The organism is Aquisalinus luteolus (assembly GCF_009712425.2).
GTDB classification, from domain to species: domain Bacteria; phylum Pseudomonadota; class Alphaproteobacteria; order Caulobacterales; family Parvularculaceae; genus Aquisalinus; species Aquisalinus luteolus.
The window spans coordinates 741,176-757,371 of sequence record NZ_VCJR02000002.1 but is presented as its reverse complement, the minus strand read 5'-3'; the positions used below and the strand labels follow the sequence as shown (position 1 = coordinate 757,371).

Annotated in this window: 16 protein-coding genes; 6 read left to right on the top strand and 10 right to left on the bottom strand. The window is 60.7% G+C overall.

Going from position 1 to position 16,196, the window contains the following annotated elements:
* Positions 1 to 5: 5 nt before the first annotated feature.
* From FF098_RS12220 to FF098_RS12205, 4 genes are all read right to left on the bottom strand, one after another.
* Positions 6 to 1,358, bottom strand: a complete 1,353-nt coding sequence (locus FF098_RS12220; RefSeq protein ID WP_155140882.1) for a spinster family MFS transporter — start codon at positions 1,356 to 1,358, stop codon at positions 6 to 8.
* Positions 1,359 to 1,364: 6 nt separating this feature from the next.
* A complete protein-coding gene (locus FF098_RS12215; protein ID WP_155140880.1) occupies positions 1,365 to 2,300 on the bottom strand; it encodes an alpha/beta fold hydrolase in 936 nt (311 codons plus the stop codon).
* Positions 2,301 to 2,419: 119 nt separating this feature from the next.
* A complete protein-coding gene (locus FF098_RS12210; protein WP_155140878.1) occupies positions 2,420 to 4,777 on the bottom strand; it encodes a TonB-dependent receptor in 2,358 nt (785 codons plus the stop codon).
* A 13-nt stretch (positions 4,778 to 4,790) separates the two neighbouring features.
* The gene (locus tag FF098_RS12205) at positions 4,791 to 5,669 is read right to left on the bottom strand and encodes an alpha/beta fold hydrolase (RefSeq protein ID WP_155140875.1); all 879 of its coding nucleotides are present in this window, start codon (positions 5,667 to 5,669) and stop codon (positions 4,791 to 4,793) included.
* Between the two features lie 183 nt (positions 5,670 to 5,852).
* Between FF098_RS12205 and FF098_RS12200 the strand changes: the two genes are divergently transcribed.
* From FF098_RS12200 to FF098_RS12180, 5 genes are read left to right on the top strand one after another with little or no spacing between them, the layout of a single operon-like run.
* Positions 5,853 to 6,434 (top strand): TetR/AcrR family transcriptional regulator, encoded by a 582-nt coding sequence (locus FF098_RS12200; RefSeq protein ID WP_205967485.1) that lies wholly within the window; start codon positions 5,853 to 5,855, stop codon positions 6,432 to 6,434.
* Between the two features lie 6 nt (positions 6,435 to 6,440).
* Entirely contained in the window at positions 6,441 to 7,940 is a 1,500-nt protein-coding gene (locus tag FF098_RS12195) for an AMP-binding protein (RefSeq protein ID WP_155140871.1), read from the top strand.
* Complete coding sequence (locus tag FF098_RS12190; RefSeq protein WP_155140869.1) at positions 7,933 to 8,298, top strand: MaoC family dehydratase; 366 nt, start codon at positions 7,933 to 7,935, stop codon at positions 8,296 to 8,298. Before FF098_RS12195 ends, FF098_RS12190 begins: the two co-directional genes overlap by 8 nt.
* Positions 8,295 to 8,654: a hotdog family protein gene (locus FF098_RS12185; protein ID WP_155140867.1), complete on the top strand. Its 360-nt coding sequence runs from the start codon at positions 8,295 to 8,297 to the stop codon at positions 8,652 to 8,654. Before FF098_RS12190 ends, FF098_RS12185 begins: the two co-directional genes overlap by 4 nt.
* Before the next feature lie 50 nt (positions 8,655 to 8,704).
* Positions 8,705 to 9,607 carry an SDR family oxidoreductase gene (locus tag FF098_RS12180; RefSeq protein WP_155140865.1) on the top strand — a complete coding sequence of 301 codons (903 nt, stop codon included), beginning with the start codon at positions 8,705 to 8,707 and terminating at the stop codon, positions 9,605 to 9,607.
* Positions 9,608 to 9,692: 85 nt separating this feature from the next.
* Here the strand turns inward: FF098_RS12180 and FF098_RS12175 are convergent, their stop codons facing one another.
* The 6 genes from FF098_RS12175 to FF098_RS12150 all read right to left on the bottom strand — a co-directional run bounded on the left by FF098_RS12175 (position 9,693) and on the right by FF098_RS12150 (position 14,647).
* Positions 9,693 to 10,025, bottom strand: coding sequence for a PRC-barrel domain-containing protein (locus tag FF098_RS12175; protein WP_155140863.1), 333 nt, complete (start codon positions 10,023 to 10,025; stop codon positions 9,693 to 9,695).
* 148 nt (positions 10,026 to 10,173) lie between these two features.
* A complete protein-coding gene (locus tag FF098_RS12170; protein ID WP_155140861.1) occupies positions 10,174 to 10,500 on the bottom strand; it encodes a cupin domain-containing protein in 327 nt (108 codons plus the stop codon).
* 40 nt (positions 10,501 to 10,540) lie between these two features.
* On the bottom strand, positions 10,541 to 11,542 hold the full coding sequence (locus tag FF098_RS12165) for a lysophospholipid acyltransferase family protein (protein WP_155140859.1): 1,002 nt from the start codon (positions 11,540 to 11,542) through the stop codon (positions 10,541 to 10,543).
* Positions 11,539 to 12,513 (bottom strand): tetraacyldisaccharide 4'-kinase, encoded by a 975-nt coding sequence (gene lpxK / locus FF098_RS12160; RefSeq protein WP_166426508.1) that lies wholly within the window; start codon positions 12,511 to 12,513, stop codon positions 11,539 to 11,541. The genes FF098_RS12165 and lpxK overlap by 4 nt, the downstream gene beginning before the upstream one ends.
* 47 nt (positions 12,514 to 12,560) lie before the next feature.
* Complete coding sequence (locus FF098_RS12155) at positions 12,561 to 13,910, bottom strand: 3-deoxy-D-manno-octulosonic acid transferase (RefSeq protein ID WP_155140855.1); 1,350 nt, start codon at positions 13,908 to 13,910, stop codon at positions 12,561 to 12,563.
* Positions 13,907 to 14,647 carry a lysophospholipid acyltransferase family protein gene (locus FF098_RS12150; protein ID WP_166426507.1) on the bottom strand — a complete coding sequence of 247 codons (741 nt, stop codon included), beginning with the start codon at positions 14,645 to 14,647 and terminating at the stop codon, positions 13,907 to 13,909. Before FF098_RS12150 ends, FF098_RS12155 begins: the two co-directional genes overlap by 4 nt.
* A gap of 166 nt (positions 14,648 to 14,813) precedes the next feature.
* On the opposite strand from FF098_RS12150, the gene FF098_RS12145 reads away from it, so the two are divergent.
* Entirely contained in the window at positions 14,814 to 16,157 is a 1,344-nt protein-coding gene (locus FF098_RS12145) for a cytosine deaminase (RefSeq protein ID WP_155140852.1), read from the top strand.
* The last annotated feature ends 39 nt before the right edge of the window (positions 16,158 to 16,196 follow it).

The following is a 16,196-nucleotide window of genomic DNA, read 5'->3' as shown; positions in this document are numbered from 1 at the left end:
CGTTCCTACCCCACCCAGTCGCGTTTCAGCTTCGGTGCGGTGATGAACAGGAGCACCGCTGCCAGCACATAGAAGCCGAAACCGGAGAGGATGGCGTAACGCAGGCTCTCATCGCCGAACCGTTCGCGCAGGCCGTCCGAGATCAGCCCGATGATGAAATTGCCAAGGCCGATGCCGATGAGGTTGTTGATGAACAGGAAGATCGCCGAGGCGGTCGCGCGCATGTTCGGCCCGACCAGGTGCTGGAACGCCGTCAGCACCGGCCCCAGCCAGACGAGGCTGAGCGCCTGCAGGCCGACAAAGGAGATGAAGACGAAGGTGAGGTTGTCGACCAGCACGCCGACGAGGAAGAACGGGATGGTCGCGACGAACGCCCAGGCCGGGATCAGCGCATAGGCGCCCTTGTTCTTGCCGCCGAACCGGTCGGCCAGCGCCCCGCCGAGCCAGATGCCGATCATGCCACCGAAGAACAGGATCGTGCCGTAGAAATAGGCAGCATAAGAGATTGGCGTCGGGTCCGCCGGCAACAGGAAGCCGGGCAGGAAGCCCATGAATTCCGGCAGCTGGTCGCCGAAAGAGCGCACGAAGAAGGACGGCAGCCAGAAGATCAGGCCATAGCCCATCATGGAAGACGAAGCCGCGCCGAAGGCGAGCGTCCAGAAGCTCGATTTTTTCCTCAGCAGGCTGATGACCGCCGAGAGCTTGGCGGGCGACTTGTCCGCCGTCTGCGAATCGTACTGCCCGCGCACAGGCTCCCTCATCGTCAGGCGGAAGATCGGCGCGATGGCGAGACCGGCGAGGCCGACGATGATGAAGGCGGCGCGCCAGCCGATGATGTCGGTCAGGATACCGCCAAGGATGATACCGAGGGCCGAGCCGATGGGAATGCCGAAGGAATAGATCGACAGGGCCCGCGCGCGCTGGTGCGGCGGGAAATAGTCCGAGATCAGCGAATAGGCAGGCGCGACGCCGCCAGCCTCCCCCACGCCCACGCCGAGGCGGGCAAGAAACAGGTGCCAGAAATTCTGGGCAAAACCGCACACGGCAGTCATCAGTGACCAGATCGACAGGGCGATGGTCATGATCCAGGTACGGCTGGTGCGATCGGCGAACATGGCGATGGGAATGCCGAGGAAGGTGTAGAACAGGGCAAACGCCATCCCGCCCATCAGGCTCAGCTGCCAGTCGGCAAGGTTCAGGTCGGCCTTGATCGGCACGGCGAGGATGCCGGTGATCTGCCGGTCGATGAAGTTGAAGGTGTAGACGACGACGAGAATGAACAGCACCCAGGCGCGATAGGCGCCGGACGTGACAGGCTGTGCTGCTGGCTGTTCCGGTTGCGGGTCGATATTGGTCATGTCGGATCAGTCCTGCTGGTTGAGGAAGGCGCGCACATCGGCGAGGGTTTCCGCCGGGGCTTCCTCCTGCGGTGCGTGGCCGACGCCCGGGTAGATGACAATCTCCGCACCCTGAATGGCATCCGCCATGGCGCGGCCCTGGGAGGCCGGGATCATCCGGTCCTCGGCGCCCCACAGGATCAGGGTCGGCGCGGAAATGCGGGCAAGGTCGCGTTCCGGTTCCGGCAGGGTGAATTCCTCAAGGTGGCGGATGAACGCCTCGCCATTGCCCTCGCGGCGCATCATGTCGCCGAGCAGCTGGCGGCGTTCGGCGCTAGCCTTCGCGGGGTCAGCATAGACGAGGTTGATGGTCGCATCCACGCCGGCCTCCGGCACGGTCAGGAGGAAGCCCTTCATCGCGGCGGGGATTTCCGCCGGCTGGTCGGTCACGCCGTTGATCGAATAGGCTGCGGCATCCACGAGGATCAGGCTGTCGACGCGGCTGGGGTTGGTCGCGGCAAAGCGCCAGGCGACGAGCCCGCCGAGGGAGTTGCCGCCGATGGTGGCCGTGTCGATGTCGAGCGTGTCCATGACAGAGCGCACGAATTCGGCCCGCTCGATCGGTGAATAGCGCTCCATCGGGTCAGGCCCCGTCAGGCCGTGGCCGAGCAGGTCGTAGCGGATGACGCGATAATCGGTGCTGAGGTCGGCGGCCCAGGCGTCGAAGCTTTCCAGCGAGAAGGTAAAGCCGTGCAAAAGGATGATGACCGGTGCGTCTTCCGGGCCTTCCTCACGCAGCCTGATGCGGGCGCCATCAACCTCGACATAGCGGTCAGCGTCTGTGAGATACTGCTGCTCCAGCGCGCTTGGCGGCGTGCCCTGCATCGATTTCAGCACGATGAAACCTCCTGCGCCGATCACGCCAAGAACGATGACCAGTCCGATCAGCAAAATCTTTTTCATGAAAATTCTCCGTGCCCGTCATTGAGGGGTTCAGTGATGCCCTGTCAGCATCGCCCGCGCAAGGCACAAGGACATATAAAAGCGGGAGGGCACGATATGCGCCCTCCCGTCTCTCCCCCTTAGTAGCGGAATTCGATCGAGCCCGTTACGGTGCGCGGTGCGCCATAGAAGGCCGAATAGGCACCGTCGACACCCAGCTGGGCGGCACCGGCGAAGTTGTATGCAGCAACCTTGTATTCCTCATCGGTCAGGTTGCGGCCGAAAAGGCTGAAGCGCCAGCGCTCGTTCAGGTCCCAGATCGCGGACAGGTCGACCAGCGTATAGGCATCCGGGTCCAGCGCAGGTGTGCCTGCCGGAAGGGCCGGGTCGGTCTCGCTGCCTTCATTCTCTACGTTGAAGAGATTGTACTCGTCACGATAGGAGGCCGCCGCCGTCAGGCGCAGGCTGCCATATTCAGCCGGGATCGGCACATCGGCATTCAGCGCCAGACGCCAGGTCAGTTCCGGCGTGTTCTGGACGACGTAGTTGTCGGAGATATCGACCTGCACCGGATCACCCGTGTTCGGGTCAGCAACCGTGGTGATGATCTCGTTGATCTGGGCATCGATATAACCGAGGACCACATCAGCGCTGAAAATGTCGTTGATGAAGACCGTACTCTCCAGCTCGAGACCGGTATACTCGGACTCACCGGCGTTGAAGACGGCAGAGACGAACGTATCGAGGCCCGTTACAGGGTCGGGCTCAGCCGTCTGCACCGTGATCTGCTGGTCAGTGTACAGCGAATAGAAGGCAGCCGCCTGATAGGCGATGCGGCCATCGGCGAGAGAGCCCTTGGCACCGATCTCGTAGCTGTCGACGATCTCGGGCGAGAAGCCCTGCGTGATCACGTCATAGGTGACGGAGCGATCATCAGCCTGGCCGTCATTGTCGGCATCGACGAATTCAGGGCCGGCATTGCCGCGCGGGTCGAAGCCGCCGGACTTGAAGCCTTCGGAATAGGACGCATACAACGTCAGGTCCGAACGCGGCTCATAGCTCAGCGAGATACGCGGGCTGAAGCGGTCATCCTTGCGCGAAGAGGTGAAATTGCTGCTTTCCGCGAAAGGTGCACGGTCCGGACCGCCAAGGAAAGGGCTAGGATCCGTGCCCAGATAGGTCTGGCGAACGACGGATGCATCCGTCTCGTCTTCGGTGTAGCGACCGCCGAAAGACAGAGACCAGAGGTCATTGATGTCCCAGGTGATGTCGGCGAAGGCGGACATGGAGGTCTTTGATACGTCGCCAAAGGTCGGCGCGTTGACGCCGAAATTACCCAGCACCGTGTCAAAGGCACCTTCATAGCTGCCGTCGAGATAGTAGACACCAGCGACACCGGAAATTGCGCCGAGATCGAACAGGGCCTGGATCTCCTGCGAGAACTGGTCGTTGGCATAATAGGCCGGAACATCGAAATCGTTGACCGGCAAGGCATCGAAGTCGATCGGTGTTTCAGTATAATCCTCGCGATAGGCGGTGATCGATTTGATGGTCCAGGACGGGTTGACCGTCCATTCGCCAGTCAGGGAGTAGCCCTCTGTCTCGACACTGTTGTCGTCGCCGGCACCGCCGCGCGTATCGTAGATATCATCGAGGACCGGCTCGCCATTGGAGACACCCGGCAACAGGCGATGGCCATGCTTGGCGTTGGAATCATCCTGTGTCCAGTCACCGGCGAGGCGGAAGAACAGCGCGTCTGTCGGCGCCCATTCGGCGCTCAGGCGGGAGGCGATCATGTCCTTATCGTAGTGGTCTGCCCCGGTGAATACGTTCTCGCCATAGCCGTCGCGGCTGTAATTGGCGATGGCACCGCCAATGGCGAAAGTGTCGGATAACGGCACGGAACCGGTCAGGATCTGGTCGAACTGGTTATAGGAACCGTAGTTGATCTTTGCACTGAATTCCGGCTCTTGCATGTTCAGGCGCCTGGTGACGTATTTGATCGCGCCACCGATGGTGTTGCGGCCATAGAGAGTGCCCTGCGGGCCGCGCAGCACCTCGATACGCTCGATATCAAAAATGTCGAGAACGGCGCCCTGGGGACGAGCAATATAAATGTCATCGACATAGAGCCCAACGCCTGGCTCGAAACCCCAGAGCGGGTCCTGCTGGCCGACACCGCGGATGAAGGCAATAAGGGTGGAATTGGAGCCGCGGGCGACCTCAATGGTCGCGTTCGGCGTCAGCTTCTGGACGCTGGTAATGTCGACAGCGCCTGCTGCCTCGAGATCCTCGCCCGATACGGCGGTAACGGCGAGCGGCACGTCCTGCAGCGATTCCTCGCGGCGGCGGGCCGACACGACGATGACATCACCGCCCTGTTCACCGTCAGCCGCTTCCTGCGCGGCAGCAGGCGTCATCATGACCGCCGAGATCGGCAGCATGGAGACACCTGCGGCAAGCATCAGGGCCAGTTTTGTTTTTTTCAGTCCATTCATGGGAAATCCCTCCTTACGATGTAGCTATTTTTATGCTGTGGTTATTGGCAGTTACGGTCTTTTGGGCGCTCACCCCGCGAGCAAAGACTTCTATGGCTTTATTGAACTGGTCCGGTTCCTCCACATGCGGAGTATGTCCAGACCGGGCGAATTCGATGAGATCGCTGACAGGCAGTTCACGCGCAACAAACTGCGCGGTCTCTGAATGATAGAGCTGGCTTTCGCCGCCATAAGCCACGAGCGCAGGCACCTGAATGCGCGCAAGGTCCTCGCGGAAATCCTGATCGACCATGGAATGCCAGATCGCCACAAGGCTGGCGACGTCACCGCCCCTGGCCACTTGTACGACATCGCTCACGGTACGCGGATTGGTGTCAGCAAAGCCCCTTGAAAATATTCTTGGTACGAATTGCAGCACCATCTTCGGCCAGTTGCCGGACATTGCTGTCGTCGCACTGGTCGCCTTGTCATAATCGCGCCCGTCCATCAGGCCGAGGCGCCAATCTGGCGTGTTATGTATCATCGGGCTCATGTCGACGGTAACAAGGCCGGCAATCGCCGGGAGCCGCCCGGCTGAGAGCATCCGCCAGAGCACCATCGCCCCGAGCGACCATCCGATGGCGATAACATCGCGCAGGCCGAGATGCCCGATCAGTTCCTGCAGATCGTCGGCAAGCATATCCACATTGGCTTGCGGGCTGGCATCGGACAGGCCGTGACCTCGCAGGTCAGGGCAGATGACGCGAAATCCAGAGGAGAGCCCGGCCATCTGGCTGGAAAAGAGCGAGCCGTCGACAGACCAGCCATGGATGAACAGCAAGGGCACACCTGTGCCAGCCTCACGCCATGCAAGCTTACCGCCGTCCCGTAATTGCAGGTGATGGACCTGCATGAATAACCTCCCGATACGCAGCGCTGAATGATTTTTTTATTGTCAGCGAACACCGAGGCTGGCACCGTCATACTAAACCAAGACATGAATCAGCCGTCATATTGAAACATGAACCATCTATCACATTTTGTCCATACCCTGCCTGATACTGCCCCGAAAACGGCTCGTGGGCAGAAGACATGGGTGCGAATTCTGGAGGCCGCAGAGCAGGAATTCGGGGAAAAAGGCTTCCATGATGCCGCTATCACCGGCATAACCCAGCGCGCTGGCGTTGCGATGGGCACGTTCTATGTGCACTTCAAAAGCAAGGAAGAGATCTTTCGCACCCTTATCGTGCATATGGGCAAGCTGACCCGCTCCTGGATCGGCCAGCGCGTCGCCGAGGCACCGAGCCGGCTGGAAGCAGAACGCATGGGCCTGCAGGCCTTCATCGAATTCGTGCGCCAGCACAAGAACCTCTACCGCATCGTCAACGAGGCGCAGTTCGTGGCGCCGGAAGCCTATCGCGACTATTACGCGGCTTTCAGCCAGGCCTATCAGCGCCGCCTCGACGAGGCTGTGGGTCGCGGTGAGATCGAGCCCGGCAATAACGAGCATCGCGCCTGGGCGCTGATCGGCGCCAGCGTCTTTCTCGGCCAGCACTACGGCATCTGGGACGACAGCGTTGACCTGCAGGACGTGACCAGTAATGTCGGCGACCTGATCGTCAACGGCCTCAGCCGCAAGGGTGACGGGAAGACTGACAACAAGGGAGATCGGGAGTAAGGGCCCATGGACCAGATTCCGGATCTTTTGCAGAAATCAGCAGAGCTGAGCCCCGACAAATGCGCGCTGGAGGAATGGGAGACTGGCGCCAGCGTCACCTATCGCGCCCTGCAGGACAGGGCCGGACGCGCCGCCTCTATCCTCAAGCACAATGGCATCGGCGAAGGGGACAGGGTGGCGATCGCCTGTCGCAACCGCATCGCGTTTTTCGAAGTTCTGTTTGCCTGCGCCCGGCTTGGTGCGATCCTGGTACCACTGAACTGGCGCATGCCGTCGGCGGAGATGGCCGGGCTCTTTGCGCTGACGGAACCGAAAATCGTGCTGAGTGGTGCAGAGGACCTGGAAACAGTCAGGCAAGCAGCACCGGGCCTGCCGCTCATAGGCCTCGACGATCCGTCAGCGGATGGCTATGCGGCTCGCATGACCGCTGCGAGCCCCCTGCCGCCCCGCCCGTTCTGGACCTCATCCGACTGCTGGTACCTGTTGTTCACGTCGGGCACGACCGGCAGGCCGAAAGCAGTGATCCAGACCTATGGCATGGCGCTGGCCAACAGTGTGAATATCGGCCGGGCAATCGGCCTGAATGCCGGTGACACGACGCTGAATTTCCTGCCATTGTTTCACACCGCAGGCATAAACCTGCACACATTGCCGACCCTGTTCGAGGGTGGCAGTGTGCTGATCATTCCGGGCTTTGATGCGGGCACAGTGCTATCACTAGCGGCAGCCGGTCGTTTCCAGACCATCTTTGCCGTACCGACCGTTTATCAGGCGCTGGCGGACCATCCCTTCTTCCCCGTCACCGACCTTTCAGCCGTTCGTCATTGGGGCTGTGGCGGCGCACCACTGCCGGACCATCTCGTCCGTCTCTATGCTGAACGCGATATCATGGTCTGTAACGGCATGGGCATGACGGAGACGGGCCCGACGCTGTTCCTGATGCAGCCCGAGGACGTGACTGCAAAGATCGGCTCCATCGGCAAGCCACAGCTGCTGTCACGCGTGCGCATCGCCCGAGCTGAGAGTGGAGACGGCAATGTTGGCGAGTTCCAGATCAGGGGGCCTGCGGTCACCCCCGGGTACTGGCGCGACGAAGAAGCGACGCGCGATGCGTTTACAGAGGATGGCTGGCTTAAATCGGGCGATCTTGGCTGGATCGATGAGGACGGCTTCTACTACGCCGCCGGGCGGTCGAAGGAGATGTATATCTCCGGCGGCGAGAATGTTTATCCCAAGGAAGTCGAGAACGTGCTCTGCGCCCATCCCGGCATCGTCGATGCCGCTGTGATCGGCATTCCTGACAAGCAATGGGGCGAGGTCGGCAAGGCCTTCATCCAGCCTGCGGAGGACAGCAAGCTGGACGAGACCGCCTTTCGCGACTGGTGCCGACAGAACCTGGCAGCCTACAAGGTACCGCAACATTTCACGGTCGTGCAGGATTTTCCGCGCACCGCAGCGGGCAAGATCCAGAAGCATCTCCTGCCAGGCACAGGTCAGAATGGCTGAAGCTATCCAGATCATCCGCACCCTGACGCAGGAAGATTTCGACCGCTTTGCTGCCATCAGCGGCGACGACAACCCGATCCATGTGGACCCGGCATTTGCCAGCCGGGCGCGATTCGGCACGACGGTCGCCCACGGCATGTTCCTGTATTCGATCCTTGAGGGCCTTGCCGAGCAAATCATGGGTGACGCCGGGATAGCGCAGACGGCATTGATGTTCCCTGCCCCGGCGCGACTGGGCGATGAAATCGCCTTTGCGGGGCGTGAAGAAAATCCCGACCTGCTGGAGCTGACCGCACGGCGCACCAGTGATGGTGAAACCGTCTGCAAGCTGACGCTTGTTCTGGATAAAAGATCATGAAGATCGGTGACACGGCAGAGGTGACGCGGCATTTCACGACGACAGAGATCGATCAGTGGCATGCCCTGACCGGTGCGTCGTGTCTAGATAGACACGTGCCAAGGCCGCTCGTCGCAAGCCTTTTTTCGTATCTTCTGGGCGTACATCTGCCGGGACCTGGCACAAACTATCTGAAACAGGAAATAGACTGGATCGCGACGCCACGTCTCGACATGCCAATTACAGCTCGCGTCACTGTCACGCGGTTGCGCCTTGAAAAGAACCTTGTCGATCTGGAGACGCGCTGCACGGATGCGGATGGTAGTGAAATCTGTACCGGCCGGGCGCTGGTTTATGTCGGTGACTTAATCTCCTGAACCCATGCAGTCCGATCGTGTTCACCCTTGTGACATGTAAAGGAGTATTCATGGCCGAGACGAAAAACCAGTACGAGATGCGCGACCCGCGCGACCAGTATCCCCAGCCGCCTTTCCCGCGCCAGCCGCAGGAAAAGCCCGGCTTCACCGAAAAGATGGACCCGCGCCCGGACCATGGCGAGGAAAGCTATCAGGGTTTCGGGCGGCTGAAGGGGCGCAAGGCGCTGATCACGGGCGGTGATTCCGGTCTCGGCCGCGCCGCCGTCATCGCCTATATCCGCGAGGGTGCCAGCGTCGTCTTCAACCACCTGCCGGAAGAACAGGAAGATGCCGACAGCCTGATCGAACTGGCCGAGGCAGAGGGCGGGACGATCCACGCCATACCCGGCGACTTGCGCGACCCCGACCTGTGCGCCGCGTTGATCGTGAAGACGGTGGAACTGCTCGGCGGCCTCGATATCCTCGTGTGCAATGCAGGTCACCAGGTACGCCAGCCGGGCATCGAGGACGTTTCCCATGAACAGTTCGACGAAACGATGAAAACCAACGTATACGCCATGTTCTGGCTGTGCAAGGCAGCGATGAAGATCATGCCGCCCGGCGCATCCATCATCAACCTCACGTCCAATCAGGGCTTTTCCCCGGCACCCTACCTGCTCGATTATGCGACCACGAAATTCGCCATCAGGGGCTTTACCGAAGCGCTGGCACAGGGCGCCCTCGACAAGGGCATCCGCGTCAACGCCATCGCCCCCGGTCCGTTCTGGACACCGCTGCAACCATCCGGCGGCCAGACGCAGGACAAGGTAGAAGAGTTCGGCAAGACCACGCCCATGGGCCGGCCGGGGCAACCGGCGGAACTGGCCCCCACCTTTGTTTTCCTGGCCTCGCAGGAGTCCAGCTATATCTCCGGAGAGATATTCGGCGCCACTGGCGGCAAACCGATCAGCTAGGCTGAAAACTACCCTTTTCACTTCAACAAAAAGCCGGCGGAAATACCGCCGGCTTTTCTTCAGGGAAGAAAGAGGATAATCCGTATTAACCGTAAAAGGTGTTCACGGTACTCGTGAACTCCGCATCGGCGAAATCAGGCCAGTTGTCCTTGTCGAAACCGGGTGCTTCCTTCAGACGCTCCTTGTCGACATTCAACACCATGCGATGCTTCTCACGATCGACACCGAATTGGGTGAAGGGCACGGCGAAAAACTTGTCGCCGATGCCGAGGAAACCACCGAAATCAAGTACGGCATATTCGATCTTTCCGTCATCGGGATTGATCATCAGCTCTTTGACATGGCCAAGGTCCTCGCCCTGGGCGTTGACGACCTGATCACCGGTGATTGTGCCGGAGGATAGAAGATAGTTACTCATGGGGCATCTCCTTATAAGCATTTTAAAATGTCAGTAGTATGATGAATGACGCTGCGCCATTATCGACTCACGAACCCGTGAACCGTTTCTCCCGTTCCCGCTTTGCAGGTGGGTGAGGCAAATTTAATGATAGAGTGCGACGATAAAGTCAGGCGACTTCTGCGGGGGCGAACAGGACGAGGATGTCCATGTCTTCCTCGATGTCATGGAAGCGATGCTCAACCATGCGGGCAACGTACAGGAATGCCCCTGGGCCGACAGCGGCTGTCTCTCCGTCGACGGTAAACTGCCCCCTGCCATTGATGACATAATATGCCTCGTCCTGACGATGAGGGGTCTGGGGATCCTTCTCGCCCTTCTTCAGTCGGTAAAGGCCGGCACTCATTTCCGGAATGCGCAGGAATTCCCTGTACTGCACCGGCAGATCGGTCTTCTCGGCGAGACGGGCGGCGATGTCTTCCAGATGCATTTTCATGTACGACTAACGGACAGCTCCCCGGAATAGTTGCCGAACATTACTCCAGACCTGCGGCCTTCATCACATCCTTCGGCCAGCGCCTGTGCAGCCACAGCCACTGGCCGGGATTGGCCTTGATTATCTCGCCCAGCGCGTCGTTGATCTGTGCCGTCAGCGCTTCTGCATCACGGTGGGTGTCACCGCTTGCGGAAAAGACAAGCGGATCATGGAAGGTGACCCGGAAACTGGCACCATCGAGGCGGCGAATGCCGATGGGCACGACCGGCGCATCATATTTAAGCGCCATGCGGGCAGCGGCAGAGGGCGTCATCGCATCGTGGCCCATGAACGGCACGCGGATGCCGTCATTCAGCTTCTGGTCGACGAGCATGCACAGGGAAAGCCCGGAATTGATGAAATTCAGCAGCGCCCGTCCGCCCCGCTTACCCTTGGGTGCCTGGTGACGGGTCATGACACCGGCCCGCAGGTCGATGATGCGCTCATCGACGATCGGATTATTGGCGGCGCGGTAGACGATGGCGAACCTGACACCAGCCCGATAGAGCACCGTGCCAATCACTTCCCAGTTCGCCATATGGGACGTGACGAAGATGACCGGGCGCTCCTGCTCGATCAGGGACCGCAGCAGGCCCTCCCCCTCGATCTCGACGCGGCCACCATCCTCGAACGCGCGGAAACACTCAAGATGGGGATATTCCCCTACGGTGCGTCCTAGATTTTCCCAGACTTTTTTCAGTATCGCTTCGTTTTCGTCATCGCTGTTATAGGGGAAGACGAGACGCAGATTGTTGAGCCCACGCTTGTGAACCGGGCGCAGCAATGGCCCGGCGATACGCAGCAACCTGCCCATGAAGGCGCTGGCGCGGTCCACGCCCATTAATTCCATCAGCGAGAACATGCCGTGCATGATGGTCGCCTCGAACTGGTGCTTGAGGGTGATATCCATATTGGTGCGGCGTTCGGGCAGCTCTGCCTCGCCATCCCAGCGCATGGGATCGGCGGGGTTTACCGGCTCGGGAAAATTGGTCGATTGGCTCATCTGCTGCCTGCCCTGTCAGTCCTGCCTGCTTTTTCCGCCGCCCCCAGTCGAGGCGCCAACAACTCGCCCAACCGTGCCGGATCGTCAACCGCCATACGCACCGACAGCGTCTTCACACTGTCGCGAATGTCAACGGGCAGGCGGACATGATCCTTTTGCGTGGTGATCAATGGTGCGTCATGCTGCGCCGCAAGGGCTTGCAGTTCAGAAAGGTCGCCCGCTTTCCATGCATGATGGTCCGGAAAATCGCGTGTGGCGGCAAGCGTATATCCAGCCCGTTCCAGCGTCGCATAGAATTTTGCAGGCCGGCCTATGCCGCAGAAGGCAACAACCTTTCCCGGTTCTGCCGCCACCGGTTCCAGCCAGGCCCTGAACAGGGGCAGGCTGCCAGCGAAGTCGGCAAGATCGGCAGGAATTTCCACCTCCGCATGGCGCGTGACGACGACCACCGCATCCGCCCTAGCCTTTGCCTGTTCGGGTGTCTCGCGCAGGGGGCCTGCCGGGAAGACGAGGCCGTTCCCGAAGCCGGTCTCGGCATCGACGAGTAGGAACGAGACATCCTTGACCAGGGACGGGTTCTGGAACCCGTCATCCATGATCAGCACATCGGCTGATTGCGAGGCGAACAGCATGCGGGCCCCGGCTTCGCGGTCGCGGGAGACGATGACCGGGCCATGATGGGCCAGTAGCAGCGCCTCATCGCCCATCTCTGCGTATGTATGATTAGCGGTGACCTCGACCGGGCCTTTTTCCGACCCGCCATAGCCCCGTGTCAGGAAGCCGGGCTTGTGGCCGGACTCTGCCAGCAATGTGGAAAGAAGGATCGAAAAGGGCGTCTTCCCGACCCCGCCCATGGAGGCGTTCCCTACACAGATTACCGGCCCGGAGGCACGATAGGGAATTCTGGAAGCCCGTTTCTTTCTGTCGATGGTCTGATAGAGAGAGGCAATCGGCCCCAGAAGCTTCGCCACAGGATGCCCTGCCCCGTCCGGATGCCACCAGAAACCGGGCGTACCCGTCATTTCGCACCAACTTCGATCGTGACAGGCGATGCCCCCGGCATGACAGGCGCCAGCGCGCCGACGATATCGCCCAGCACTTCCTCGGCGTTGGAGACGGCCCAGCTCTCGGCATTTTCCGCCATCGCCTCGCGCGTCATCGTATCCATCAGCAGGCGGACAATAGAGGCCGACAGGTCGCGCTCGTTGCGCACCAGCGCCGTGCCGCCCGAGGCGCGCATGTCGCGATAGGTGTCGGCGAAATTGAAGATGTGGGGGCCATAAAGGATGGCGCATTTCAAGAGGGCCGGCTCCAGCGGGTTGTGACCGCCGATCTCCGTGATCGACCCGCCGACAAACGCGATATCGCACAGGCGATAGAAAAGCCCCAATTCGCCCAGCGTATCGGCGATATAGATCTGTGTTTTTTCCGTGATCGGGTCGCCCGTTGAACGGCGGGCGGCATTCAGCCCCATCGCCTCGCATTTGGCGGCAATTTCCGCGCCCCGTTTGGGGTGGCGCGGTGCGATGATGGTCAGCAGGCTGTCGAACCGGGCGACGGCCCGCTCGTGGGCACTGAGAACGATTTCCTCCTCACCCGGATGGGTACTGGCTGCAAGCCAGACCGAATGCCCTTCCATCTGTGCCTTCAGCCTTGCCAGCTCCTCCTCCGTCGCCGGCAATGGCGCTGCCGTCATCTTCAGATTTCCGAACATGTGCACCTCGCCACCATGAAGGTCGCCAAGGCGTTCCTGATTCTGCGTATCCTGCGCCATCAGGACCTGAAAGGCGGACAGCAACTCGCGGGCGGCATCCTTGCGGTTCTTCCAGGATGCATAGGATTTTGGGGAGATACGGCCATTGACCAGCGCCATGGGCACGCCCCGGGCCTTCGTCAGGTGAATCAGGTTCGGCCACAGCTCGGACTCGACAAAGAGACAGGCATCCGGCTGCCAGTGATCGAGGAAACTGGTGACGAAGGCCGGGTGATCGATCGGCGCATATTGGTGGATTGCCGGTGGCGGCAGGCGGTCCGCCATCAACTCGGCAGACGTGACTGTGCCAGTGGTGACGAGGAAATGATAATCGGGATGCTCCTCGCCCAGACGCTTCACCAGGGGCAGTATCGACAGGCTCTCCCCCACGCTGGCGCCATGGATCCAGACAAGTGGGCCGTCGGGTCTTGGAACGCTGGCGACACCGCGGCGCTCGTCAAGCCGGGCCGGGTCTTCCTTGCCCTCTTTCAGGCGCTGTTTCAGTGCCATCGACACGAACGGTCCCATGATGCGCGATGCAGCACGATAGGTTCGCAGCGAAAGCGCATTCGTGGCCGGTTTGCCCGGCGGCGGTGTCGGATTGTCGTTACTCATCGATCCTGTCGCGTGGCCCTGTGTTCTGCCGGCATGACGGGGTCATGGCCCATTGTCTCGTCGGCGATTTTTGTAACATGGTTCAGCGCGGCCTCGATTTCCAGCCTTGAGGCCTCCATCTCTTCCGGGGTATTGCCGGTGACGCAAATTCCCTCCCCGAAAACATAGCACCCCTTTGTAAACGGTAGAGGCATGTGAAACCTGTCCCAGCTGTCCAGGATTTTCGCCCGCTTCGAGGCATAACCGACGGGATAGACCTTTGCCCCCGACAACCTGGCGAGCTGGGCCACTCCGGCCTGGCAGCGCTGGCGCGGGCCGCGCGGGCCGTCAGGTGTCAGCCCAACTCCTTCACCTTCTTTCAAGGCTTTCAGAAGAGTGCGAAGTGCGTCGGCTCCACCCTTTTTCTTGTCCTTCTTGCGCTGGTTCATGGTCGACCCCCGGGCAAAGGAGATGTCGAAACGCTCCACGGCTCTCGCGATCATGTCGCCGTCGCGATGCTCTGAAATCATGAACCAGAACCTTTTTCCCTTATACAGCTGGCGCATGGGTACCATCATCAGGATGCGCGAATGCCAAAAGGCGACGATGAAGCCCTCTTCCGAATTCATGACCTGGTCGAAATTTTCCCGGCCAATCACCTCGGTTTTCGTCGTCCATTTGACGAGATTGATCCAGGCCGGCCCGGCCCAGCCGAGCACCCACATCAGGAAAGGATTTGCTTTTGCGTTCTTGGCCATGAAGAGAAATTGCCCGGTTGAACAGGGTACGGGTCCTAGCATGTTATGCTGCAAGCGCAAAAGAAACTGACGCGCTCCTGAACGGCCTTTAATCAGAAAGAAGCTTGCGGAAACCATATTTGTGGTAGTGTGCCTGCCCCGCTATCGAAGGAAGCCTGCCACGCTCATGATATCGATTCCTCAAACAGGTCCCTGGCGCCTTGCCGATGCCACCGTGCCGATTGGCATGGTTTCGGTCGCGATTGCCGAAAAACTGGGCCTGAAGCCGACGCAGGATGGCTGCTATCGCGTCAGCCTCGATATTGACGCCAAGGGCCTGGTCGAGGCGGTCTGGCCCGCCGAGGCTGCCCCGGAAACTCAACTGGCTGTGGTCCGCGCTGGCAATGCCCATGTCTGGACGCGCATGGCAGATTTGCACACCCATATCGACAAGTCCCAGACATGGCATCGCGCGCCTAACCGCGACGGCACATTCAACGGCGCCAAGGAAGCGGCGAAGGCCGACCGCACCGCGCCATGGAGCCATGAGGACGCGAACGCCCGCATGGAGTTCGCCCTGAAATGCGCCCTCGCCCACGGCACACGCTCTATCCGCACCCATCTCGACAGCCAGAAGGGCCGCACCCAGCCGACATGGGAAGCCTTTTCCGATTTGCGTGAACGCTGGGCCGACCGCATCGCGCTGCAGCCCTGTGCCTCCCTAGGCGCAGCGAAGCTGATGGATGAGTATGGCGATGAGGTCGCCGCATTGACGGCGCAGTATAATGGCGTGCTCGGCCCTGTACTCTATCACGGCCCTGAGGCGGCAGCGCAGGTAAGGCGCGCTTTCGACCTTGCCGAGCGGCACGACCTGCCCATCGATTTTCACACGGATGAAAACCTTGACCCGACATCAAACGGATTGTCCCTGATCGCGGAAGAAGCGATCCACCGGAACTGGCAGGGCAATATCGTCTGCGGCCATTGCTGTTCGCTGTCGCTGAAACCGGCTGACGAGGCAGAGCGGATCGCCGACAGGGTTGCCGAGGCTGGCATTGGCGTCGTTGCCCTGCCGATGACCAATATCTACCTCTTGGGCCGCGACGCGGCCTCGACACCGGTCTATCGCGGGCTGGCGCCGATCCACCTGCTGCGCGCTGCCGGGGTGCCGGTTGCGTTCGGGTCCGACAATTGCCGTGACGCCTTCCACCCCTATGGCGACCATGACCTGGTCGAGGTGTTCCGTGAGACTGCCCGCATCGGCCATGCCGACATGAGCTGGGGCCCTTGGGCCGATGCCGTTGCCGCCGTGCCCGACCGGCTGATCGGCCTGCAGGATGGCAACAGCCTGAAACCGGGCGCGGCCGCCGACCTCGTCATCTTCCGTGGCCGCAGCTTTTCGGAGGTTTTCTCCCGCCTTGGCGCGCCGCGCATGATCGTCGTGAAAGGCCGCGCCCTGTCAGAGGAAGAAGCGACCCCGCCCGCCTTTTCCGAGCTCGACGGCATTACCGGCCTCGCCCCCGCTGAATAGAGACCGATAGCTGCCGGTTGCAAAACAGGCCGGGTGACC